The organism is Shuttleworthella sp. MSX8B, assembly GCF_000524295.1.
Lineage (GTDB): Bacteria > Bacillota > Clostridia > Lachnospirales > Lachnospiraceae > Shuttleworthia > Shuttleworthia satelles.
In genome coordinates, this window is the sequence record NZ_JAQT01000015.1 from 25736 (window position 1) to 49130 (window position 23395).

Annotated in this window: 16 protein-coding genes; 12 read left to right on the forward strand and 4 right to left on the reverse strand. The window is 52.7% G+C overall.

Annotated elements, in window-relative coordinates; translation table 11 throughout:
- Window positions 1-316: 316 nt before the first annotated feature.
- Window positions 317-745, reverse strand: a complete 429-nt coding sequence (gene mscL, locus HMPREF1508_RS04090; RefSeq protein WP_044959656.1) for a large conductance mechanosensitive channel protein MscL — start codon at window positions 743-745, stop codon at window positions 317-319.
- A 616-nt stretch (window positions 746-1361) separates the two neighbouring features.
- On the opposite strand from mscL, the gene polA reads away from it, so the two are divergent.
- The 5 genes from polA to HMPREF1508_RS04120 all read left to right on the forward strand — a co-directional run bounded on the left by polA (window position 1362) and on the right by HMPREF1508_RS04120 (window position 7384).
- A complete protein-coding gene (gene polA / locus HMPREF1508_RS04100) occupies window positions 1362-4094 on the forward strand; it encodes a DNA polymerase I (RefSeq protein ID WP_044959661.1) in 2733 nt (910 codons plus the stop codon).
- A 104-nt stretch (window positions 4095-4198) separates the two neighbouring features.
- Window positions 4199-4795 (forward strand): dephospho-CoA kinase, encoded by a 597-nt coding sequence (coaE, locus tag HMPREF1508_RS04105; RefSeq protein ID WP_242834492.1) that lies wholly within the window; start codon window positions 4199-4201, stop codon window positions 4793-4795.
- Window positions 4782-5591 (forward strand): MBL fold metallo-hydrolase, encoded by an 810-nt coding sequence (locus HMPREF1508_RS04110; protein WP_044959667.1) that lies wholly within the window; start codon window positions 4782-4784, stop codon window positions 5589-5591. The genes coaE and HMPREF1508_RS04110 overlap by 14 nt, the downstream gene beginning before the upstream one ends.
- 35 nt (window positions 5592-5626) lie before the next feature.
- Window positions 5627-5905: an ACT domain-containing protein gene (locus HMPREF1508_RS04115; protein WP_006905989.1), complete on the forward strand. Its 279-nt coding sequence runs from the start codon at window positions 5627-5629 to the stop codon at window positions 5903-5905.
- A gap of 114 nt (window positions 5906-6019) precedes the next feature.
- Window positions 6020-7384, forward strand: a complete 1365-nt coding sequence (locus HMPREF1508_RS04120; RefSeq protein WP_044959670.1) for a PFL family protein — start codon at window positions 6020-6022, stop codon at window positions 7382-7384.
- A gap of 19 nt (window positions 7385-7403) precedes the next feature.
- Here the strand turns inward: HMPREF1508_RS04120 and HMPREF1508_RS04125 are convergent, their stop codons facing one another.
- Both HMPREF1508_RS04125 and HMPREF1508_RS04130 read right to left on the reverse strand, forming a co-directional pair.
- Window positions 7404-8681 carry a DNA polymerase Y family protein gene (locus HMPREF1508_RS04125; RefSeq protein ID WP_044959672.1) on the reverse strand — a complete coding sequence of 426 codons (1278 nt, stop codon included), beginning with the start codon at window positions 8679-8681 and terminating at the stop codon, window positions 7404-7406.
- 3 nt (window positions 8682-8684) lie between these two features.
- Window positions 8685-10325 carry an ABC-F family ATP-binding cassette domain-containing protein gene (locus HMPREF1508_RS04130; RefSeq protein ID WP_044959675.1) on the reverse strand — a complete coding sequence of 547 codons (1641 nt, stop codon included), beginning with the start codon at window positions 10323-10325 and terminating at the stop codon, window positions 8685-8687.
- A gap of 324 nt (window positions 10326-10649) precedes the next feature.
- On the opposite strand from HMPREF1508_RS04130, the gene nifJ reads away from it, so the two are divergent.
- The 5 genes from nifJ to HMPREF1508_RS04155 all read left to right on the forward strand — a co-directional run bounded on the left by nifJ (window position 10650) and on the right by HMPREF1508_RS04155 (window position 19343).
- Entirely contained in the window at window positions 10650-14180 is a 3531-nt protein-coding gene (gene nifJ / locus HMPREF1508_RS04135) for a pyruvate:ferredoxin (flavodoxin) oxidoreductase (protein WP_044959678.1), read from the forward strand.
- A 173-nt stretch (window positions 14181-14353) separates the two neighbouring features.
- Entirely contained in the window at window positions 14354-15568 is a 1215-nt protein-coding gene (locus HMPREF1508_RS04140) for a hypothetical protein (protein ID WP_156923176.1), read from the forward strand.
- A 74-nt stretch (window positions 15569-15642) separates the two neighbouring features.
- A complete protein-coding gene (locus HMPREF1508_RS04145; RefSeq protein ID WP_044959684.1) occupies window positions 15643-17304 on the forward strand; it encodes a putative manganese-dependent inorganic diphosphatase in 1662 nt (553 codons plus the stop codon).
- 34 nt (window positions 17305-17338) lie between these two features.
- Window positions 17339-17902, forward strand: a complete 564-nt coding sequence (locus tag HMPREF1508_RS04150) for a flavin reductase (RefSeq protein WP_044959726.1) — start codon at window positions 17339-17341, stop codon at window positions 17900-17902.
- Window positions 17903-17999: 97 nt separating this feature from the next.
- A complete protein-coding gene (locus HMPREF1508_RS04155; protein WP_044959686.1) occupies window positions 18000-19343 on the forward strand; it encodes an MATE family efflux transporter in 1344 nt (447 codons plus the stop codon).
- Here HMPREF1508_RS04155 and HMPREF1508_RS04160 read toward each other — a convergent pair.
- Entirely contained in the window at window positions 19337-19873 is a 537-nt protein-coding gene (locus HMPREF1508_RS04160; protein ID WP_044959688.1) for a DUF4364 family protein, read from the reverse strand. The two genes, HMPREF1508_RS04155 and HMPREF1508_RS04160, sit on opposite strands and share 7 nt — an antisense overlap.
- Window positions 19874-20128: 255 nt before the next feature.
- Here HMPREF1508_RS04160 and rho point away from each other — a divergent pair, with 255 nt between their 5' ends.
- On the forward strand, window positions 20129-22189 hold the full coding sequence (gene rho, locus HMPREF1508_RS09895) for a transcription termination factor Rho (RefSeq protein WP_044959691.1): 2061 nt from the start codon (window positions 20129-20131) through the stop codon (window positions 22187-22189).
- Window positions 22190-22262: 73 nt separating this feature from the next.
- Window positions 22263-23186 carry a carbohydrate kinase family protein gene (locus HMPREF1508_RS04170; RefSeq protein WP_044959693.1) on the forward strand — a complete coding sequence of 308 codons (924 nt, stop codon included), beginning with the start codon at window positions 22263-22265 and terminating at the stop codon, window positions 23184-23186.
- Window positions 23187-23395: the final 209 nt, after the last annotated feature.

Below are 23395 nucleotides of genomic sequence, written 5' to 3' on the forward strand. Positions count from 1 at the left end.
TTCGTGATGGATTTCGGGGTCTTATGCCTGTCCTTTTTTGGCGGAAGGGATCGGCCATGTCCCTTGTCCTTTTGAATGATAGGACAAAATGTGCTGGCAAAGAGGCCTCTGCAGCAGTGAAAAGATAAGAATCCCCCTCTCCATGGACAACCCGTGGAGAGGGGGATTCTTGCGTGCGCCCGGTGGACGCATATGATTCATAATTAGGGAATGTTCACGGCATATATTTCATAGATTCACATGTATATTCCATAGACACACATGCATATTCCGTAGATTCACATGCGCGTTCCACAGTTTCAATGGAAAAAGATGTTTATTCCTGCCCCTGGAAGCCCTTAAGCTTTGTGGTGCAGTATCCGCAGCGGGTTGCGCCGATGGGAATCATGCGCTTGCAGTAAGGGCATTCCTTCTCAGTCGGCTCAGAAGCCTCTTCTTCGGATTTAGCCGTAATATTCTTGGCCTTGGCGACAGCCTTGATCATGATAAAGAGAATCAGGACGATGATGAAAAAGTTGATGACAGCGGAGATGAAGTTTCCGTAGGTCAGCTGAGCGCCGGCAATCTTGATGGAGAGCATGCTCAAATCGTCGCCGGTGAAGAGGGCGATGAGGGGATTTAAGATATCCTTGACCAGAGAATCAATGATGGCCTTGAAGGCTGCGCCGATGATGACGCCAATGGCCATGTCCATGACATTGCCCTGGGCAACGAACTCCTTGAATTCAGTTAGAAATTTTTTCATTGGAACTCCTTTTCTGCATAATCTGTGCCCGTATTTTGCGGGCGGGGTGATAATAGATGAATTTTCGCAATCGAATGTTTGCCATATGCATGCGACTGTTCATTATTATAGCGGTGAATGGAGAAAATACCTAGCCCCTTTTCCATAGGGAGAAAAGATCAACCCAATCTTTCGAAAGAGACGATGGAATTTGCTTTTTCAATTCAGCCTTTTCAGTTTGAACAGAAGGTTGAACGGAAGACTTATAAATATCCCATAAATGGTACATATGAAAGACTATCCTTAGATCATCCGAAAGAGGAAGGCAAAGCGGGAAGGCTCCGCTGCTATGGCAGATCTTGCAGGGACAGGAGGACAGAATGAAGGGATATTACACCAATGAGGGCTATATGGGCTATGTGCTGAATTGCTACATGCTTTTTTCCAGTGAGGATGACTACCGGGATTACTGGGAGGACAGCGGGGAAGCTGCCTGACAGATAAAAAAGCATAAGAGGTACAGCTGTCTGGCAAGCGGGTCAGACAGGCAGCTGTCTGACAGAGCCTGCATGGATTGCAGGAGGCGGGGCTTGGTGGCATAATAGGAACAGTATTGTTTGCAGACAAGAGGTATCCTATGGCAGAGCAGAGCAAGCTTCTCCTCATCGATGGTCACAGTATTTTAAACCGGGCATTTTACGGATTGCCTGACCTGACCAATAGCAAGGGACAGCACACGAACGCGGTCTATGGGTTCTTGAATATTCTCTTTAAGACAATGGAGGAGGAGAAGCCGGATCATCTGACGGTGGCATTTGACCTGTCGGCTCCGACCTTTCGCCACCGAATGTTTGCCGACTACAAGGGGACCCGTAAGCCCATGGCAGCCGAGTTAAGGGAGCAGGTTCCCATGATAAAGGAGATGCTCGCCGCCATGGGGATATGCCTGGTGACCAAGGAGGGGCTGGAGGCGGATGATCTGCTGGGGACCATGTCAAAAATTGGAGAAGCTGCCGGGATGGATGTGACAATTCTGTCCGGGGATCGCGATCTCTTGCAGCTGGCTACGGACAAGGTCAAGATTATGATTCCGAAGACCAAAAAGGGCGGCACGGAGACCGAGAGCTATTATGCCAAAGATGTCAGGGAGACCTATCAGGTCAGTCCAACCGAGTTCATCGATGTGAAGGCCCTCTGGGGAGATACGGCAGATAATATCCCGGGAGTTCCCGGGATCGGAGAGAAGACGGCGACCGATATCATCGCGGCCTATGGTTCCATTGAGGCCGCTCACGAGCACGCCCAGGACTTGAAACCGCCCAGAGCCGCCAGGAACATTGTTGACTTCTGGGACCAGGCCAGACTCAGTAAGACACTGGCAACGATCGATGTTCACGCAAAAATCGACTATGATCTGGCAGCGGCTCAGATAGGGAATATCTTCACAGATGACGCCTATCGTCTCTGTAAGGACTGGGGATTTAAGAATATCCTTCTCCGATTTGACAAGGAGTCTGTTGACAGGGAAGAGAAGGATCTGACCAGTCGATTTTCTCATCTGACATCGAGAACGGCCTTTGAGGAGATGATTGAAAGGGCCGGGCAAAGCCAGGAGACATGGATCGGGGCAGGACTCTTTCTCAAGGATCACTCGGCCGCCAGGGCCGGGCAGATCCGGGCGCTTGCCATCTCCTTCGAGGGGAAGGCGTTTTTTGCGGAAGCGGATACAGAGGCCAGGCAGCTGAGCCTGTTTGGTTCTGAAGCGGATGATGGCTCCGGGGACCTGATCCAATCCACTGACCTGCGGCGCGGACTGCAGGCTCTCGCGGACGCGGGGAAAAACCTTGCTTTTTTGGACTTAAAAGAGGCGCTGTCACAGCTTAGCTTTTCAGACCGCGGCAGGTCCTTTGACCTGCAGGTGGCGGCCTATCTTTTAGATCCTCTGTCCTCCTCTTATCCGACAGAGGATATCGCGAGAGACCAGCTTGCCCTGAGCATTCCATCCTATTCTGAATTCTTTGGAAAGAAGAAGGCGGACCAGATCTGGGAGGATCCTGAGGAGGTAGAGCATCGGATGCATTATGCCTGCTATCAGGCCTATGTTGCCTCCAGGGCCCCTCAGAAGCTATTAAAGCGTCTGGAGGAGCAGGGGATGCGCGCTCTCTATGAAGAAGTAGAGCTTCCCTTAGTCTATACGCTCTACGACATGGAGACGGCAGGAATCGCGGTTGAAAAAGAGGCCCTTAAGAGCTATGGAGATCAGCTAATCGGCCGTATCAAGGAGCTGGAGGAGGGTATCTGCCGGGAGGCGGGAGAGACCTTTAACATCAATTCTCCAAAGCAGTTGGGAGAGGTTCTCTTTGGTCAGTTGGGGCTGCCCGGCGCCAGAAAGACCAAGACGGGCTATTCCACTGCCGCGGATGTTTTAGACCCTCTGGCTGTCAATTATCAGATTGTGAGAGATGTCCTGGAGTTTCGCCAGCTGACAAAGCTCAAGTCGACGTACGCGGATGGACTGGCCAAGGTGATTGCGGACGATGGTCGGATACACAGTTCTTTCCAGCAGACAGTGACGGCCACCGGACGTCTCTCCTCGACGGAGCCTAATTTGCAGAATATCCCCATACGCATGGAGCTCGGCAAGGAGATCCGCCGGGTTTTCCCCGCCATGGAGGGCTGCGTCTTTGTCGATTCCGATTACTCGCAGATTGAGCTTCGCGTACTGGCGCATCTGTCCCAGGATCCCAAGCTGATCGAGGCCTATCGGCAGGGAAAGGACATTCACCGGGCGACAGCCTCTCTGGTTTTCCATACTCCCTTTGAAGAGGTCACGGATCAACAGAGGTCTAACGCCAAGGCGGTCAACTTCGGAATTGTCTACGGGATCTCGGCCTTCGGTCTGGCCAAGGATCTGGGGATTTCCAGAGAGGAAGCCCAGGAGTATATCGACGGATATTTTACCGCCTATCCCAGGCTGCATGACTATCTGGATGGCCTTGTGGAATTTGCCAGGAAGGAGGGCTACGCGGTCACTCTCTTTGGGAGACGCAGGCCTGTTCCCGAGTTGAAGAATTCCAATTTCATGCAGCGGCAGTTCGGAGAGCGAGTTGCCATGAATGCGCCTGTTCAGGGGACGGCGGCGGATATTATCAAGATTGCCATGGCTCGGGTTCACGATCGTCTTGCCAAAGAGGGATTGCGGTCGCGCCTGATTCTGACGGTTCACGATGAGCTCCTGGTTGAAACCTTCGAACAGGAAGAGCAAGAGGTCAGAGAAATCCTGGATCAGGAGATGAGGGGAGCCGCTCAGCTCTCCGTCGAGCTGGAAATTGACACGCACAGCGGCAGGAACTGGTATGATGCCAAATAAAGCTTCCATTGTCTGTCATGAGCGGTTGACTCTGTCCGTGCCTGAAGGGCCGGGACAAATCGAATATGGAGAGTGACTTGGATGGAGAGTGATTTAGATTGAAAGTGATTGGGGTCACCGGCGGCGTCGGAGCGGGGAAAAGCCTGATATTGGCATATCTTGAGGAGAAATACGGGGCCTGTGTCGTCCGAACCGATGAGCTGGCCCAGGAGCTGATCAGGCCGGGAACAGACCTGCACGGCAGGCTCCAGGAGCTTTTTCGCGGGAAAAATACCTTTGACCCGGAGGGAGGATTGATCCGGACAAGGGCGGCGGAGCTGATTTTCAAAGATCCCACCCTGCGCGCGCGGATGAATGATTTGATTCACCCTGCGGTCAAGGCAGAGGTGATTCGGCAGATTGCCGACAGGGAAAAGGAAGGAAGAAACCCCTACTTCGTTGTGGAAGCGGCGCTTCTGATTGAGGACGGTTACAAAAAGATCTGTGATGAACTATGGTATATTTACGCGGATGAGGGACATCGCAGGGAGCGATTGAGAAAGTCGCGCAGCTACAGTGATGAGAAGATCAATGCGATTTTCGCCTCCCAGTTATCTGAGGAGCTTTTTCGAAGGAACTGTACACATGTGATTGACAACAGCGGAAGTGTGGAAGAATCCTATCGGCAGATTCGGAGTATTTTAGGTGATGGAATTATTTAGTGTGAGGAGCGGCAGCAGCGGAAATTGTGTGTGTGTCGGGACAGATCAGAGTCATGTGATGATAGACGCCGGGATCAGCGCCAAACAGATCGAGGCGGGCCTTAACTCTTTTGATATGACCAGCTCCGATATGGACGCGATCCTGCTGACGCATGAACACTCTGATCACATCAGCGGACTGGGTGTTCTGGCCCGGAAGTATCACCTGCCGATCTATGCCACCCAGGGGACAATAGACGCCGTTGCCACAAAGCGGAGTCTGGGAACCATTGACCCATCGCTCTATCATGTGATTCGACCGGACCAGACATTTACAATCGGAGATATGGAGATCTGTCCCATGCATATCTCTCATGACGCGGCGGATCCCGTGGCTTATACCATGCGGCAAAGGACAGGAGATGGGGACAAGAGGGTCGCCGTCTGCACCGATCTCGGCGCCTATGACGACTATACGATAGAGCGCCTTAAGGGAATGGACGCCATGCTTCTGGAGGCCAACCACGATGTGAAAATGCTGGAGGTCGGGCCCTATCCCTATCCTCTCAAGCAGAGAATCCTGGGATCTCGGGGACACCTGTCCAACGAATCCTCGGGGCAGCTTCTGGGGCGGCTTTTGCATGACAAGATCAAGCATATTCTGCTGGGTCATCTCTCGCATGAGAACAATCTGGAAGAACTGGCCTACGAGACAGTTCGTCTGGAGGTGACGCTGGGAGATAATCCCTATCAGGGCAGCGACTTTCCGATTACGGTAGCCCACAGAGATCGTCCCTCCGTGAGGGTTGTTGTCTGAATACAGGAAGAAAGGATCGAATAAAGGAGAAGCATATGGAGAAGACCAAAGTAATTATTACTGTTGTCGGCAAGGATACGGTGGGCATTATCGCCGCGGTCTGCACCTATTTGGCTCAGGAGCAGATCAATATCTTAGACATTTCCCAGACCATTGTAAACGGCTACTTCAACATGATGATGATCGTTGACTTTGACCGTGCTCTTCTGCAGCTTGAAGATGTGCAGAAGAGTCTGGATCAGATCGGCAGGGATAAGGGAGTGCAGATCAAGTGCCAGAAGGAAGAGATCTTTGAGATGATGCACCGCGTTTGATTGATCGTGTCAGAGGAGACCAGTTCATCCGCTCCCGAAAAGCGGGCTAAGACAGCGCGCGTGACAACAAGAAGAAATCGCGCGTGACAATAGGAAATGATATGAGGATATGCAATGATTAGCCAGTATGAGGTTCTTGAGACAAATCACATGGTAGAAGAGGAGAACCTGGACGTCCGTACCATTACCATCGGCATCAGCCTTCTCGACTGCATTGATTCTGATTTAGATTCTGTCAATGAGAAGATTTACAGCAAGCTGACCAGCGTCGCACGGGATCTGGTCAAGGTAGGAGGTCAGATAGAACGGGAGTATGGGATCCCCATCGTCAACAAGAGGGTTTCCGTCACCCCCATCGCTCTGGTGGGCGCCGCGGCCTGTAAGAGACCAGAGGATTTTGTGACCATCGCTCACACGCTGGATAAGGCGGCTCATCAGCTGGGAATTAATTTCATCGGCGGATACTCCGCCCTGGTCTCCAAGGGGATGACAGCCGCGGAGGAGAACCTGATCCGATCGATCCCGCAGGCTCTGGCTGAGACCGAGCTGGTCTGCGCTTCTGTGAATCTCGCTTCCACCAGGACAGGGATCAACATGGACGCTGTCCGCCTCATGGGAGAGATCGTACACGAGACCGCGGTCTACACGAAAGAAGAGGATTCTCTGGGGTGCGCCAAGCTCGTGGTCTTCTGCAATGCCCCCGACGACAACCCCTTTATGGCCGGCGCCTTCCATGGAGTGACGGAGGCGGACGCGATTATTAACGTCGGCGTCTCCGGGCCGGGTGTGGTCAAGACGGCTCTGGAGTCTGTCAGGGGGGAGAGCTTTGAAATCCTCTGTGAGACGATTAAGAAGACGGCCTTCAAGATTACCCGCGTGGGGCAGCTGGTGGCCAAGGAGGCCTCTAAGCGCCTGAACATCCCCTTCGGGATCATTGACCTGTCTTTGGCCCCGACGCCGGCGATCGGGGATTCTGTCGCGGATATTCTGGAGCTGATCGGATTGGAACGGGTGGGAGCTCCCGGTACGACTGCGGCCCTGGCCCTGCTCAACGACCAGGTCAAAAAGGGCGGCATTATGGCCTCGTCCTATGTCGGGGGCTTATCCGGGGCCTTTATCCCTGTCTCGGAGGATCAGGGAATGATTGACGCTGTACAGGCCAATGCCTTGACCCTGGAGAAGCTTGAGGCAATGACCTGCGTCTGCTCTGTGGGACTTGACATGATTGCCATCCCCGGGGCCAGCAGCGCGGATACCATTTCCGGGATTATCGCGGACGAGATGGCAATTGGCATGATCAATCAGAAGACGACGGCGGTTCGTCTGATTCCGGTTATCGGCAAAGACGTCGGAGACAGTGTGGAACTGGGAGGTCTGCTCGGGACAGCTCCCGTACAGCCGGTATCCACTTTCGGATGCTCGGATTTCGTGAACCGCGGCGGCAGAATTCCCGCTCCCATACACTCCTTTAAAAATTAAGCGCAGCCTTTGTCATGTTTTAGCGGCAAGGGGTTTCCGGCTCGGTCGGGTCCTCTGGCTTTTTTCTGCTGTGATTTGACCTGCGCCTCTTTAAGTCGGTTTCATCCGCTCCCAGGAAGACAGCTCGTCTGATGGAGGTATCGCCGAACTTATCCCGAATCTGATCTACAGCGGCGTCTAATTGATCCAGTTTCCTGCTCTTTCCGGCATCAAAGAGATCCATCTGATAGCTGCCGCTGTCCTTGTCAATCTCCGAGCCGCGAACGCCGAGCAGACGAAGAGGCCTTCCATCCCAAAGCTCATGTAAGAGAGACAAGGCGGTCTCATAGATGGTCTGTGTTGAGGAACTGGGCCGGTTTAACCTTGTCTGTCGGGAGGCGGAGACGAAGCTGCTGTCCTTGTAGTAGACGCCGACCAGACGGATTTTGTCCCCCTGAAGCCTGATCCGGGCAGCCAGAGTTTCGCAGAGAGAGAGGAGAATGAGTCGGGCTTCTTCCCGGTCGACCAGGTCATGAGAGATCGTGATTTCATTGGAGAAGCCTCTGCTTTTCCTGTGACGGGAAGTCAGGTCTGACGGTTCCGTCCCGTTGGCGTAGGCGAGCATCTGGGATCCGTGCTTTCCAAAGTGCGAGACCAGAAGATCCTCAGGTGTCCCAGCCAGATCTCCGATGGTCAGAATGCCGAGACTCTTGAGCTTTTGGGCTGTAGATTCGCCTACGAAGAGGAGATCAGCTGCGGGAAGAGGCCACATTTTCCGGGGAATCTCCCGGGGCCAGAGCGTGTGAACCCGGTCCGGCTTGGTGAAGTCAGAGGCCATTTTAGCCAAAAGATGGTTGGAGGAAATGCCAACATTGACGGTGAAGCCCAGATCTCTGCGGATTTCATCCTTGAGCTTGTGGGCAAAAAGGACCGGATCGCCATAGAGGCTGGCGGTTCCGGTCATATCACAGAAGGCCTCGTCGATGGAAAAGGGATCCACGGCAGGGGCGTATTTGCGCAGAAGGTCCATCAGAGCCTGAGATTGCCGGGCGTAGAGAGAATAATCGCCGGGGACGAGGATCAGGGAGGGACACTTGCGCAGGGCCTGGCTGACCGGCTCTCCGGTGACAATTCCGTATCGCTTGGCGGGGATGGACTTGGCGGTAATAATGCCATGCCTGGTTTTGGGATCGCCTCCGATGGCAGAGGGGAGATCGCGCAGGTCTACCTTGTCGATGCCCTTTGCCATGCGGTCTGACGCGGTCCAGGAGAGAAAGGCGGAGTTGACGTCAACGTGAAAGATAATGGGATCAGGCATGACTCAATCGTCTTCTTCCTCGTCTTCCGTGGTGGAGTAGACGGTTCGCTTTCTGGCCATCTCATCGCTCTCCAGATATTCGTCGTAGCTGGATACCTTGTCGACAATAGTTCCATTCGGCAGGATCTCGATGATGCGGTTGGCTGTGGTCTGTACGACCTGGTGGTCGCGGGAAGAGAAAATGAGGACGCCCGGGAACTTGGTCAGTCCGGTGTTTAAGGCTGTGATGGACTCCATATCCAGGTGGTCGGTGGGCTCGTCCAGCATGAGGACATTGGAGCCCTCGATCATCATGCGGGAGAGGAGAACACGAACTCTCTCACCTCCGGAGAGGACCCGCATCTTCTTGTTGCCGTCTTCGCCGGCAAAGAGCATGCGGCCCAAAAATCCGCGGACATAGGTGGCGTCCTTGATCTCGGAGAACTGGGTCAGCCAGTCGGCGATGATCATGTCGTTGTCAAAAATCTTGCTGTTGTCCTTGGGGAAGTAGGACTGAGAGGTGGTGATGCCCCACTTGTAGCTCCCCTCATCGGGCTCCATCTGGCCGGCCAGAATCTGGAAGAGGACGGACTTGGCAGCCTCGTTCGAGCCTACCAGGGCGACCTTGTCGGTGGAATTGAGGTTAAAGGTCAAATGATCTAAGAGCAGTTCTCCATCGATGGTCTTGGTCAGGTTCTCCACGGAGAGAACTTCATTTCCGATCTCCCTCTTGGGGCGGAAGTCAATGTAGGGATACTTGCGGGAGGAGGGACGGATATCGTCCAGCTCAATCTTTTCCAACGCCTTCTTGCGGGAGGTTGCCTGCTTGGACTTGGAGGCATTGGCCGCGAAGCGGGAGATGAACTCCTTGAGCTCCTTGATCTGCTCCTCCTTCTTCTTGTTGGCCTCCTTGCGCTGCTTCATGATCAGCTGAGAGGACTCGTACCAGAAGTCGTAGTTGCCGGCGTAGAGCTGGATCTTTCCATAGTCAATGTCGGCAGTGTGGGTGCAGACCTTGTTCAGGAAATAGCGGTCATGGGAAACCACAATGATTGTGTTTTCAAAGTTGATTAAGAACTCCTCCAGCCAGGCGATGGCGTCCAGATCCAGATGGTTGGTCGGCTCGTCTAAGATGAGGATGTCAGGGTTTCCGAAGAGAGCGCGTGCCAGAAGGATCTTGACCTTGATGTCTGTGGGGACATCTTTCATGACAGCGTAGTGCCAGTCCGGGTCAACAGAGAGGCCGTTGAGCAGGGTCTGGGCGTCGGATTCCGCGTTCCAGCCGTCCATCTCGGCGAACTCGGCTTCCAGCTCCGCCGCCTTGACGCCATCCTCATCTGAGAAATCGGGCTTGGCGTAAATGGCGTCCTTTTCCTTCATAATCTCATAGAGGCGGGCATTGCCGGAGATGACCGTGTCAAGGACTGTGTAATCGTCGTATTTAAAATGATCCTGCTCCAGGACGGACAGTCTCTGACCGGGACTGATGACAATGTCGCCCGTGGTCGGCTCCAGAGCGCCGGAGAGGATGCGGAGAAAGGTGGACTTGCCGGCTCCGTTGGCGCCGATCAGACCATAACAATTCCCCTCGGTGAATTTGACATTCACATCTTCAAAGAGGGCCTTCTTGCCGAAACGAAGAGATACGTTGACTGCCTGGATCATGCTTGTTCTTCCTTGTCTTAGATTAGTGTATGAATGGTATGGGCGTCAGAATACGTTCACAGATGACATGGGCCCATTGCCAGAGTTCTGGTCAAGTGTACACGATTTGCCCCGCTTTTGCCAGGAGAGCAGGGGGAGCGCAGAAGGAAACCTGTCGGTGCTTAATAAGCGATCTTCGACGATGTTTACAATTAAAAACAGAGATTCAGGGGAAATTTGTTGATTTTCCATGATAAAGACCCTACACTTTATCTATAACGTTTGATGGGGCCGTGTGGCAGACGGCTACTAGGATGTTACGCAAATCTATTAGGAGGAACCAACATGAAAAGAACTATGAAAACCATGGATGGTAACCATGCAGCGGCACATGCTTCTTATGCATTTACCGATGTAGCGGCTATGTATCCCATCACCCCCTCGTCAGTGATGCCTGAGGCAACCGATGAGTGGGCCAACCAGGGGCGCAAGAACCTCTTTGGCCAGGTCGTACAGATCACCGAGATGCAGTCCGAGGCCGGCGCTGCCGGTGCCGTCCACGGTTCTCTCGCCGCAGGCGCCCTCACCACGACCTATACCGCGTCTCAGGGTCTTCTGCTGATGATCCCCAACCTCTACAAGATCGCTGGTGAGAGACTGCCGGGCGTCTTCGATGTGTCTGCCAGGGCCATCGCTTCTCACGCACTGAGCATTTTCGGAGATCATTCCGATGTATACGCCGCCCGTCAGACAGGTGTCTGCATGCTCTGTGAGTCGTCTGTACAGGAGGTTATGGACCTGACGCCTGTAGCGCACGCCGCTGCCCTGAAGGGACGTCTTCCCTTCATCAATTTCTTCGATGGCTTCCGCACCTCCCATGAGATCCAGAAAATCGAGACCTGGGACTACGAGGACCTCAAGGATTTCGTTGACCAGGATGCCTTAAAGGCCTTCCGTCAGAATGCGCTTAATCCCACACATCCCCGTGAGATGGGGTCCGCACAGAACCCCGATATCTTCTTCCAGACCCGTGAGGCATCCAACCAGGCTTATGATGATATGCCCGCGATTGTGGAGCACTACATGGATCTGGTGAACCAGAAGCTTGGAACCAACTATGGTCTCTTTAACTACTATGGCGCTCCTGATGCCGAGTCTGTTATCATTGCCATGGGCTCTGTCTGTGAGACTATCGATGAGACCATTGACTTTTTGATGGCCCGCGGCGAGAAGGTCGGTGTTGTCAAGGTTCGTCTCTATCGTCCTTTCGTTGCAGAGAAGTTGATTGAGGCAATTCCCGACACAGTCAAGAGGATCAATGTTCTTGACCGCACCAAGGAGCCCGGCGCTCTTGGCGAGCCTCTCTTCCTCGATGTTGTTGCGGCCCTGCGAGGCAGCAAGTTCGATCAGGTTCCCGTCTTCGGCGGCCGCTATGGTCTTGGCTCCAAGGACACCACGCCCGGCCAGATCATTTCCGTATTCAAGAATGACGAGAAGAAGGAATTCACGATTGGCATCAAGGATGATGTAACCCACCTCTCTCTCGATGTTCATGAGAATCCGGTTACCACTCCCAAGGGGACTACCAACTGCAAGTTCTGGGGACTTGGCGCAGACGGAACCGTCGGAGCCAACAAGAACTCCATCAAGATCATCGGCGATAACACCGATATGTATGCCCAGGCTTACTTCGACTATGATTCCAAGAAGTCCGGAGGCGTTACCGTGTCTCACCTGAGATTCGGTCATACCCCCATCCGTTCGACCTATCTGATCAGCCAGGCTAACTTCGTAGCATGCCACTGCCAGGCATATATCTACAAGTATCCCATGGTTCAGGATCTGGTTCCCGGCGGCACCTTCCTCTTCAACACCCAGTGGACCGAGGATGAGTTAGATGAGAAGCTTCCCGGACAGGTAAAGCGCTTCATCGCCGAGAATGATATCAACTTCTACATCATCGATGGTGTAAAGATCGGTAAGGAGATTGGCCTTGGAAGACGGATTAACACCGTTCTCCAGTCCGCTTTCTTCTCTTTGACCAAGCTGATTCCCGAGGAGCAGGTACTGAAGCTCATGAAGGATGCGGCTAAGGCATCTTACGCCAAGAAGGGTGATAACGTTGTTAAGATGAACTGGGATGCCATCGACGCCGGCGCAACCGCTTACCACAAGGTAAATGTTCCCGCCTCCTGGAAGGATGCCAAAGATGATGACCTTGAGGCTGCCGTCCCCTCAACCGGACGCGCAGACGCCATCGCCTTTGTCAAGAATATCCAGCAGAAGGTCAATGCACAGACCGGCAACAGGCTTGCTGTATCTGACGTTCTTCCCTATCAGGACGGTTCCACTCCGAACGGGACGGCAGCTTACGAGAAGCGCGGTGTCGCAACCGATGTTCCCGTGTGGAATTCAGACAACTGTATCGGATGCGGTTTCTGCTCTTACGTCTGCCCCCATGCGGCAATCCGCACGGTTGCCCTGACCGATGAGGAGCTTGCCAATGCTCCCGAGGGCTTTGCAGCTAAGGATCTCAGACCCACCGATTACAAGTACGCTGTTGTCGTATCCGCTTATGACTGTACGGGATGCGGCTCCTGCGCTAATGTATGTCCCGGCATGAAGGGCAACAAGGCTCTGACCATGCAGAACTTCGAGGAGAACGAGGGCGAGCAGAAGTACTTCGACTATGCAGTTGAACTTCCCATTAAGAATGATGTTGTCGAGAAGTTCAAGCCCAATACGGTCAAGGGTTCCCAGTACAAGCAGCCCCTGCTTGAGTTCTCAGGCGCTTGTGCAGGCTGCGGAGAAACCCCTTATGCCAAGCTGATCACTCAGCTCTTTGGCGATCGCATGTACATTGCCAATGCGACCGGATGTTCTTCCATCTGGGGCAACTCTTCACCCTCTACGCCCTATACGGTAGATGCCAAGGGACACGGACCCGCATGGTCCAACTCCCTCTTTGAGGATGCGGCCGAGTTCGGTTACGGCATGCTCCTGGCTCAGAACGCTATGCGCGACAAGCTTAAGAACAAGCTGGATGCCCTGGAGAAGACCACTGCTTCCGCAGGCTTGAAGGATGCGATCGCAGTCTGGAAGGAGACCTTCCGTGTCGGCGCAACAAATGGCGCCGCGACCGATATCCTGATTGCCGAGCTTGAGAAGGAGGGATCTGAAGCCGCAAAGGAGATCCTTGACGAGAAGAGTTTCCTGGCCAAGAAATCCCAGTGGGTATTCGGCGGTGACGGCTGGGCCTATGATATCGGCTTCGGTGGTGTTGACCACATCCTGGCATCCGGCAAGGATATCAACGTCATGGTTTACGATACGGAGGTTTACTCCAATACGGGCGGTCAGTCCTCCAAGTCAACACCGATCGGCGCGGTTGCCCAGTTCGCTGCCGGCGGTAAGGAGACTAAGAAGAAGGATCTTGCGTCCATTGCCATGAGCTATGGCTATGTGTACGTTGCTCAGATCTCTCAGGGCGCCGACATGCAGCAGACGGTCAAGGCAATTGCCGAGGCAGAGGCTTATCCGGGTCCCTCTCTGATCATCGCCTACGCGCCCTGCATTAACCACGGTATCAAGAAGGGTATGAGCAAGGCGCAGACAGAGGAGAAGCTGGCAGTTCAGTCCGGTTACTGGTTCAACTTCCGCTTCAATCCCCAGGCTGACAGCAAGTTCTCTCTTGATTCCAAGCAGCCCAGCGGAGACTATAAGGAATTCCTTCTTGGTGAGAACAGATACGCGGCCCTGCAGAAGTTCGACCCGCAGAAGGCAGCCGAACTCTTCGCCAAGTCCGAGCAGGATGCGAGAGATAAGTATGAACACCTTCAGAAGCTGGTGAACCTCTACAAAAAGTCGGAAGACTGATTCCAAAAAGAGTCACTTCAAATTCCAAAGAGGATCACCTCGAATCAAAGAGTATGAGGCTCTCATATGACCTGATAAACAGTCCCCGAGCTTAGGCCCGGGGGCTGTTTATCTTGTCAAGATTTTCCAGTGATGATAGAATGATCCATATGTTACGAAAGGATGTAGCCATTATGCCAGAGACTTCAGAGATCAAATTCAATATTCTGCCAAATGATGCGGATATCGATCGCTTTGGCGACGCGGACAGGGATCAACTTCAAGACGAGGAGACCAATCCGTCTGAAGAGGAGAACTTCGATCGGCCTGATGACGAGGAGGTCGATTCGGCCGAAGAGCAGTTCAGCAGTGAGGATATGGCTTTTCTGGCTGAGATTGACTCCTTCCGCCAGAAGGCGACACAGCTGCAGAATCTGATCCTGTCCAGGCAGAACCAGGTCCGGGAGCTGGATGCGATTGTCCGGGTCAAGGAGGAGGAGAAATCCCGCCTGAATCAACTGATTTCTGAGAAGAAGGAAGAGGCGGACAGCATCGCCGGAGATGTCGAGGATCAGGTTGACCGGGTTCTCAGCAAGCTGTCCGGCGATATGGGAGCTCTCAATCAGAAGCTTTCGGATTCCCTGAAGCAGACAGAGGAGAGCAGGGCTGATCAGGATGCCTTTCTCAGGGATCAGATGAGCCAGATGCAGTCGTCTGTGACAGGACAGCTTCAGCAGATGACAAGCGGGATGGATCAGCAGATGAGCCGGATGACCCGGAATATGGGAGATCAGGTGAGTCAGATGCAGTCATCTGTGACAGGACAGTTTCAGCAGATGACGAGCGGGATGGACCGGCAGATGAGCCAGCTGACCCAGAATATGGGAGATCAGCTGAGTCAGATGCAGTCGTCTGTGACAGGGCAGTTTCAGCAGATGACGAGCGGGATAGATCAGCAGGTGAACCAGCTGACCCAGGACATGGGAGATCAGGTGAGCCAGCTGGCCCAGAATATGGATCAACAGCTGAATCAGCTGACCCAGGACATGGGAAGTCAGGTGACGCAGATGACCCGGGATATGGACGGGCAGATGCTGGGGATGCGGTCCAAGCTGGATGACACCGTAAAGATGATGTCGGATGAGCTGACAGAGGCGATCGCCAGCATGAATGGAGGACTTGACGGAGTCAAATCCGACATTGCAAATAAGGTGCACAAGGAAAACGTCCAATCCTATCGAAATATTCAGGCCCTTCTGAAGGAACTGGATCATAGGGAAGAGGAGTTAAAAGAGGCTGATTCGAGAGCAACTTCACTCAGGAAACGCTTTGCGCTGGTTTCGACCTTCGCCGCTGTTGATTTTGTCGCTCTGCTTGTGATTCTGCTGAAACTGTTTGGAATATTCTGATGATGATATCGAGGGGAAATGCAGCAGTTTTGCTGCATTTTTCTTTTAGATAATAAAGTGCCTGAGGAGAAAAGATGAATCGTGATGATCTGATTTGGGTGCTGGGACATAAGAATCCGGATACGGACGCCATATGCTCGGCAATTGCCTATGCTAATTTCAAGAATATGACAGATAAGGGGACATATGTACCCAAGAAGGCGGGAGAGATGAACGAGGAGACTCGCTATGTCTTAAAAACCTTCCAGTGTGAGGAGCCGGAAACGGTATTTGATGTCAGCGCCCAGATTAAGGATCTGGCCCTTAAATACACGCCGGGCGTTAAGGGCAGCTACTCTCTGCGAAGGGCCTGGGAGCAGATGCGCGAGCTGAATGTGGTTACGCTTCCGATTGTCAATGACAAAGGCCAGGTGGAGGGGATCATCACTTCTGATGACATTGCCAGATCCTACATGAATGTCTATGACAACGAGACGATGAGTAGCTCCCGCACCTCCTACGCAAATGTTGTAGAGACCCTGGACGGGAAGCTCTGGACCGGCAATGACCACGGTGTCTTTCACAGGGGCAAGGTCGTGATCGGATCCGGCGACCGGGACAATATGCGGCGGGAGATCGCCGCCAATGACATGGTAATTACGGGAAATGCCTGGGAGAGACAGGTGATTGCCATCAATGAGAATCCCTCCTGCTTGATCATCTGCGGGGTGAACAGCGTGGAGGACTCTATTATTGCCATGGCCAGGGAGAAGGATATCGTGATTATCTCTACGACCTATGATATCTTCACGACGGCCCGCCTGATTCATCAGGCCATGCCGATCCGCCAGTTCATGACGATGAGCAAGAATCTGATCTGGTTTGGGATGGATGACTATTTGGAGGATGTGACGGACCGGCTCAACAAGATCCGGCACAGGGATTTCCCGATTGTTGACGAACAGATGCACTATGTGGCGATGTTTTCCCGCAGGATCCTCTTGTCCAAGCAGAAGAAAAAGGTGATCCTGGTCGACCACAATGAAAAGAATCAGGCGGTGGACGGGATTGAGGACGCGGATATTCTGGAAATCATCGATCATCACCGGCTTGGAAGCCTGGAGACGATCAGTCCTATTGTCTTTCGCAATCAGCCCCTGGGCTGCTCCTGCTCCATTATTTATCAGATGTATCAGGAAAAAAAGATCGAGATTCCCAAGAAGATCGCGGGCCTGATGTGTTCGGCCATCCTCTCGGACACACTGATGTTCCGTTCCCCCACCTGCACACCCTATGACGAGGCCGCGGCGAGAACCCTGGCAGAGATTGCGGATATTGACATTGAAGAGCACGCAATGGCCATGTTCGAGGCGGGGAGCAACTTCAGGAACAAGTCTACGGAGGAGATCATGTTCACGGATTTTAAGACCTTCACCGCGGGGGATGTCAATTTCGGTGTCTCCCAGGTGTCTAGTGTCTCCGCCAAACAGCTGGCAGCAATCAAGGGAAAACTGCTCAAGTACATGGAGACGGTCATTGTGGAGAAAAATCTGCATATGATCTTCGTCATGCTGACAAATATTTTGGAGCAGAGCACCGAGCTGCTCTATGCGGGGACGGACAGCCGGGATATCGTCCTTGACGCTTATGGAGAAGATCGGATGGCAGAGGATTCCGCGATCCTCCCTGGAGTTGTATCCAGAAAGAAGCAGGTAGTGCCGCAGATGATTGAGGCGATTCACTATCGGTCCATCTGAAGAGAAAGGAATGGGAAGAGGAATGGAGAGAGGAATGAAGAAAGAATCCTGGAAGCCGGGCAATATGCTCTATCCCCTTCCGGTCGTGATGGTCAGCTGCAGAAACAAGGCGGGAGAGGATAATATTCTGACTGTGGCCTGGACAGGAACCATCAATACCAATCCTCCCATGCTGTCAATTTCGATCCGCCCCTCCCGTCACTCCTATCTGATGATTCAGGAGAGCGGCGTTTTCACAGTGAATCTAACGACCCGTGAGTTGATGCGAGCTACGGATTTCTGCGGGGTGACCTCGGGGAAAGACCTGGATAAATTTCAGCGCTGTGATCTCACGAAAGAGGAGGCGGAATTGATCAGCTGTCCCATGATCGCGGAGAGCCCGGTCAATATGGAGTGCAGGGTTCGCCAGGAGATAGCGCTGGGGAGCCACTCCATGTTTCTTGCGGACATCCTGCGGATTCATGCCGACAGCAGATATATGGATGAGAGGGGCAAGTTCTGCCTGGAAAAGGCGGATCCGATTGTTTACAGTCACGGGAGTTATTATGATCTGGGGCAGGAACTGGGGACCTTTGGCTGTTCGGTGAGAAAGAGATAGAAAGAGGCGAAGAGAACATATGCTGAGAACACGCGCTGAAAACACGTGCGATACAGGCTTGCCGATATGAAATATTCCGTGTGAAAAGGAGCAGGATATGGCCGACAGAAAGGCAATCAGTCTGGCGGATCATTTTGATGACAGGAAGCTTTTGCGTTTCACCAGCCACTCCATTTTGACCATGATTTTCACGTCCATTTACGGCATTGTGGACGGCTTTTTTGTGTCCAATTACGCCGGAGAAGTTGCCTTTGCGGCTCTGAATCTGGTGATGCCCCTTCTGATGTTGATCGCTGCAGTGGGCTTTATGTTCGGTACAGGTGGCGTCGCCCTGGTCTCTCTGAAGCTGGGACAAAAGGAGGAGAGACAGGCAAAGGAGATTTTTTCTCTGACAACCTATACTCTTATGGTCCTGGGGATCCTTCTCTCTTTGCTGGGATACCTGTTTGCCCCGCAGGCGGCAGTGCTTCTGGGAGCTTCGGAGGAACTGCTTCCCTATGGCGTTCTCTATGCCAGGATCAGTATGGTCAGCATGACCGCCTTCATGCTGCAGCACTTTTTTCAGAGCTTTCTGATCGCCGCGGAACGCCCCCGCATGGGCTTTTGGATCACGGTAATCGCCGGCGTGACGAACATGATCCTCGATTATGTCTTTGTGGCAGGATTTGGCCTCGGGCTGGCAGGGGCTGCCTGGGCAACCGTGGGCAGCGAACTAGTGGGAGGGCTGGTTCCTCTGGTCTTTTTTATTCTGCCCAATAAGACTCCGCTGCGATTGGGAAAGACAGGCTGGATGCCCTGGGCTCTGGTGAAAACCTGTACCAACGGCTCCAGTGAGTTCTTGTCCAACGCCGCCGCCTCCTTTATCGGCATGCTCTACAATAGACAGCTCCTTTGCTACATGGGGACCAATGGAATTGCGGCTTACGGTGTGATTATGTACGTCAATTTCATTTTTGTGGGCATTTTCTTTGGCTACGCCATGGGCGTTTCTCCAATCATCAGTTACCAGTATGGAGCCAGGAATCAGGCGGAATTGCGCAATCTCTTTCGGCGCAGTCTGTCTCTCCTCGCAGGGGCCAGTCTGATTCTGACGCTTCTGGCGGAACTCAGCGCCGGTCTTCTGGCTGGGATTTTCGTCGGCTACAATCCACAGCTGTACGCGCTGACCGTGCACGGGATGAGAATTTACAGCGTCGCTTATCTTTTTATGGGATTCAATATATTCGGTTCAGCCCTCTTTACAGCTCTGGGCAATGGAAAAGTGTCAGCGATTTTGTCCCTGGTCAGGTCTGTCCTTTTGCAGGTCGTTCTTGTGCTGCTTTTGCCGCTTATTTTGGGAGGGACTTCTCTCTGGATGATTGCGGCCCTGGTCGAGACGGGGGCTATCCTTCTGACGGGCTTTCTTGTGACGCGGTATCGAGAGAAATATCGGCTCTATTGAAGCAGGAGATCTACGATCTGCATATAGACTTCATCGTAGCGAATTTTCCAGTTGTAGCAGAGGGCCTCAGCCTGTTCTTTCCCGGTCACATGCAAATCGAGACGGATGATTTCCTGATTTCCCTCTCTGGCAATCAGGTGAACAATATAGCCGCCGCCGACAGACCTGTCATAATTGGCGGTCAGGGAGTTCTCCCGGCAGATGCGTTTGCCCTGAGATGAGAGATAGGCCCGGATGTCTCCGGCGATTGCCTCGCTGATACGGTCCGAGAAGGCCTCAAGAGTTCTCTCGCCCTCCTCGCTGAGTCTGTAGAGGTGAACTGTGGATCTGGGACCCTCGATCAGCATCTGGCTTTCAAGCAGTTCAAAGATGACAGACTGAACGCGAAAGTAGTCCGCGTAGCGGAAATCGGTGAAAAAGTCTGTGATCTGCGACTTGCTCAAGGGCTCCTGAGCGGAGTGGATCAATTGCAAAACCATTATTTTGAAGAGGAGATTCTGTTCGGTCAAAATGAAATCCTTCCCTGCCATGGCAAAAGCTTTTCCGGCCGGCTTAGCTTGCCTGGCGCCCGGCAATGGCTCAGACAGTTGCGGCTACAAGAAGCGACTCAATATCCTGCCTGTTCATAAAATTTAAAATAATGATAGCATACGCAGAATATATAAGATATACTTCCAGTATTGAATTCATCACATATAGGTCCGTTTGGACAATGAAATTCACTTTGAAATCATTCGTTGAATCAAATATTCATTTTTGAGGAGTTGCTGATGGCTACAAGTGCTATGGAAGCCCGTTACAAAACCCTGAAGCTGGTCGATTTAAAGGCCATTGCCAAGAAGAGGGGGATCAAGCGCGTCACAAATCGACGCAAGGCGGATCTGATCGCCGAGATGGTGGCTTTAGATGCCAGAGAGACTGAGGATGTCGCGGCGGCGGAGAGAGCGCTGAGGACAGGAAAGATCACAGAGAAGTCGACGGGAAGCGAGACGGCAGGGACAGAGAATGCCGCTTCGACCGATGGAGAAGCTGTAAAACCGGTCAGGCGGAGAGGAAGACCCCGGAAGAAGCGGGTTGAGGATCAGCTGTCCGCTGATACAACCGCGGTTGCTGAGAGCGCGGGCTCGGAAGAGCAGAAGAGAGAGAGCGGGAATCCGGAGAATTCTCAACCGTCGCCCGGGATCGGGCGCGCAAAGCGGAGGACTCCTGCTCGAAGGGCAGAGAACCAGCTGTCAGAGGACCAGTCGAGGGAGGAAATCGGGAAGATCCAGCGCCGCCCAAAGAGGCATATGGACCTGGGAGTGGAAGAAGAATCCGCGGACGCGGCGGGACACGGAGGATATTCCGGCTTCTACCACAGATACAATGAACAGGGGCTTGACCGGCCCCGCCACCATGAGCAGGAACAGACTTCCGACCGGTCCCGCCACCATGAACAGGAACAGACCTCCGACCGGCCCCGCCGCTATGAGCAGGAACAGACCTCCGACCGGCCCCGCCACCATGAGCAGGAACAGACCTTTGATCGGCCCCGCCGCCATGAGCAGGATTCAGCCGATTCGCGCAGGAGCTACGACTCCAGGGATGAATCGAGGGGAGACAGGCAGGAGACCTACCACGAGTCGCCGCGCCGATCCTACAGTGAGTATGGCCACAGCTTCAGGCCCCACAGGGAAGAAGTCAGCGATGCCGTTTCTCCCCAGCTAGCCGAGCAGATGTCTGACGCCAGCGAGGCCGATGGTATTTTAGAGATTATGCCCGATGGATACGGCTTTTTGCACACGGATAATTTCCTGACAGGAGAGGACGATGCCTATGTGGCTCCCTCTCAGATCCGCCGCTTCGCCATGAAAACCGGCGACCGGGTCGAGGGGCTTAAGAAGAGAAATAATCCCACGGATAAGTTCGCTGCCCTCCTTCGGATCAACAGTATCAATGGACGCAATCCGGAGGAGCTGCGGGGCCGTCAGTCCTTTGAGAATCTGACGCCGATTTTCCCAAGGGAACGGCTGCGTCTCGAGCGAAAGGGAAGTTCGGTCGCCAGCCGTGTCATTGATCTGATTGCCCCAATCGGCAAGGGCCAGAGAGGACTGATCGTCTCTCCGCCCAAGGCAGGCAAGACGACCCTGCTCAAGGAAGTGGCCAAGAGTGTGCAGGAGAACCATCCCGAGATGCACATGATGATCCTCCTGATCGATGAGCGCCCCGAGGAGGTCACCGACATGAAGGAGACCATCGTGGGTGACAATGTGGAGATCATCTATTCCACCTTCGACCAGATGCAGGATCACCACACCAAGGTTTCTGAAATGGTAATTGAACGCGCCAAGCGCCTGGTGGAACAGGGAGAGGACGTGATCATTCTCCTGGATTCTATTACCCGGCTGGCCCGCGCCTATAATCTGACGGTGACCTCTTCCGGCCGCATTCTTTCCGGAGGACTGGATACGGCGGCTCTTTATATGCCAAAGCGCTTCTTCGGAGCGGCCCGCAATATGAGAGAGGGCGGCAGTCTGACTGTTCTGGCGACAGCTCTTGTGGATACCGGCAGCCGTATGGACGATGTGGTCTACGAGGAGTTCAAGGGGACCGGCAATATGGAGCTGATTTTGGATAGAAGGCTGTCTGAACGCCGCATTTTCCCTGCGGTGGATATTGTGGCCAGCGGAACCAGAAGAGAAGACCTCCTGCTGGACGCTGACGAGATGGAGGCGGCCCGTATTATGCACCGGGGGATTAACGGTCGCCGGGCAGAAGAGAATACAGAGGATCTGCTCAATATGTTTGCCCACACCAAGGATAATAAGGACTTCATCCGGCAGCTTCTGCGTCATCCGATTTTTTGACCTTCATATGGGTGCGCAGGTGTTTGGGTGATGTTTATGTAGAAAGTTACAGAATCCCGGACAGTCATTTTAAATGGATGGTTATAGGAATATGAAGCATAAACAACTTAAGGCACTCGTTATTGGAACAAGCTCCTGGGATACAATTATCGATATAGAGGATTTTCCTAAAAAAGCAGGCACCTGCTTTGCCAGTGCCCGCCGTGATGTACTAGGTGGAACGGCTTCCGGGAAAGCTATCAATTTACATAGATTGGGTTTTAATGTCACTTTGTTGACCAAACTGGCCAATGATGATGCGGGTCGAAAGATACGGGCCAGCTTAGAATCCGAGGGTATCAACTATCAGTATATTGAAGATGAGACTTCCACGGAAAGACATACGAATCTGATGAATAAAAATGGGGAGAGAATTAGTATTTATACGGACTATGGTAAATTTGGACAGGATTTTGACATCATTGCCTATGAAAAAAGCATTGAAGAGGCAGATATTATCCTGTTAGATATCTGTGAATTTGTCAAACATCTATTCCCTATTCTCAAAAAACATAAACATAAAATCTGGGTGGATATTCATGATTTTGACGGGATAAATCCCTGGCATCAGGAATTTCTTCCTTTCGCAAATGCCGTTTTTATGAGTTCGGATGTCCTTAAGACAGAAGAAAAAGTGAAGGAGGTGGTAAGTGCTCTTCTTCGGGATAAACAATTCGTTGTTTGTACGCATGGTAAAAAGGGTGCAGAGTATTTTAGCCCGGACGGAAAAGAAATATTTCAGGATATTGTGGAGCAATTTTCTCCCGTTGACAGTAACGGCGCGGGAGACGCTTTTGTCTCAGGTTATCTTTACGGAGTCAAGAATGGGTTTCCAGCTGAGATATGTATGAAATACGCCACCCTTGTTTCGGGTTTTACGATTGCCTCTCCTTTCCTGTACAACCAGGATCTGTCCATCGAAAATTTAGAACAAATGTATCAGCAGTATTTTGGCTGATTTGCGAGATATTGAAGGGAGAGCGTTTGATTACAGCCCCTTTCGTAATCTGTAAAAGAAACGATTAAGGATAAGGATAAGATGCAAAAAGAGTGATTGGGAGATACCTTGCAAAAGATGAGAGACCGTGCTAATATAAGAAAGCTGTTTATCGGGATGTAAATAGTATCGTGTATGTCTGCAGGGACATGAAACAGAGAATCAACGTA

Coding starts and splice junctions, on each gene's coding strand:
- nifJ (WP_044959678.1), top strand. CDS start 10,650: ATGAAAAGAACTATGAAAACCATGGATGGTAACCATGCAGCGGCACAT.
- HMPREF1508_RS04115 (WP_006905989.1), top strand. CDS start 5,627: ATGGAGAAGACCAAAGTAATTATTACTGTTGTCGGCAAGGATACGGTG.
- rho (WP_044959691.1), top strand. CDS start 20,129: ATGGAAGCCCGTTACAAAACCCTGAAGCTGGTCGATTTAAAGGCCATT.
- HMPREF1508_RS04170 (WP_044959693.1), top strand. CDS start 22,263: ATGGATGGTTATAGGAATATGAAGCATAAACAACTTAAGGCACTCGTT.
- HMPREF1508_RS04160 (WP_044959688.1), bottom strand. CDS start 19,873: ATGGCAGGGAAGGATTTCATTTTGACCGAACAGAATCTCCTCTTCAAA.
- polA (WP_044959661.1), top strand. CDS start 1,362: ATGGCAGAGCAGAGCAAGCTTCTCCTCATCGATGGTCACAGTATTTTA.
- HMPREF1508_RS04155 (WP_044959686.1), top strand. CDS start 18,000: ATGGCCGACAGAAAGGCAATCAGTCTGGCGGATCATTTTGATGACAGG.
- HMPREF1508_RS04110 (WP_044959667.1), top strand. CDS start 4,782: ATGGAATTATTTAGTGTGAGGAGCGGCAGCAGCGGAAATTGTGTGTGT.
- mscL (WP_044959656.1), bottom strand. CDS start 745: ATGAAAAAATTTCTAACTGAATTCAAGGAGTTCGTTGCCCAGGGCAAT.
- HMPREF1508_RS04145 (WP_044959684.1), top strand. CDS start 15,643: ATGAATCGTGATGATCTGATTTGGGTGCTGGGACATAAGAATCCGGAT.
- HMPREF1508_RS04120 (WP_044959670.1), top strand. CDS start 6,020: ATGATTAGCCAGTATGAGGTTCTTGAGACAAATCACATGGTAGAAGAG.
- HMPREF1508_RS04125 (WP_044959672.1), bottom strand. CDS start 8,681: ATGCCTGATCCCATTATCTTTCACGTTGACGTCAACTCCGCCTTTCTC.
- HMPREF1508_RS04130 (WP_044959675.1), bottom strand. CDS start 10,325: ATGATCCAGGCAGTCAACGTATCTCTTCGTTTCGGCAAGAAGGCCCTC.
- HMPREF1508_RS04150 (WP_044959726.1), top strand. CDS start 17,339: ATGAAGAAAGAATCCTGGAAGCCGGGCAATATGCTCTATCCCCTTCCG.
- HMPREF1508_RS04140 (WP_156923176.1), top strand. CDS start 14,354: ATGCCAGAGACTTCAGAGATCAAATTCAATATTCTGCCAAATGATGCG.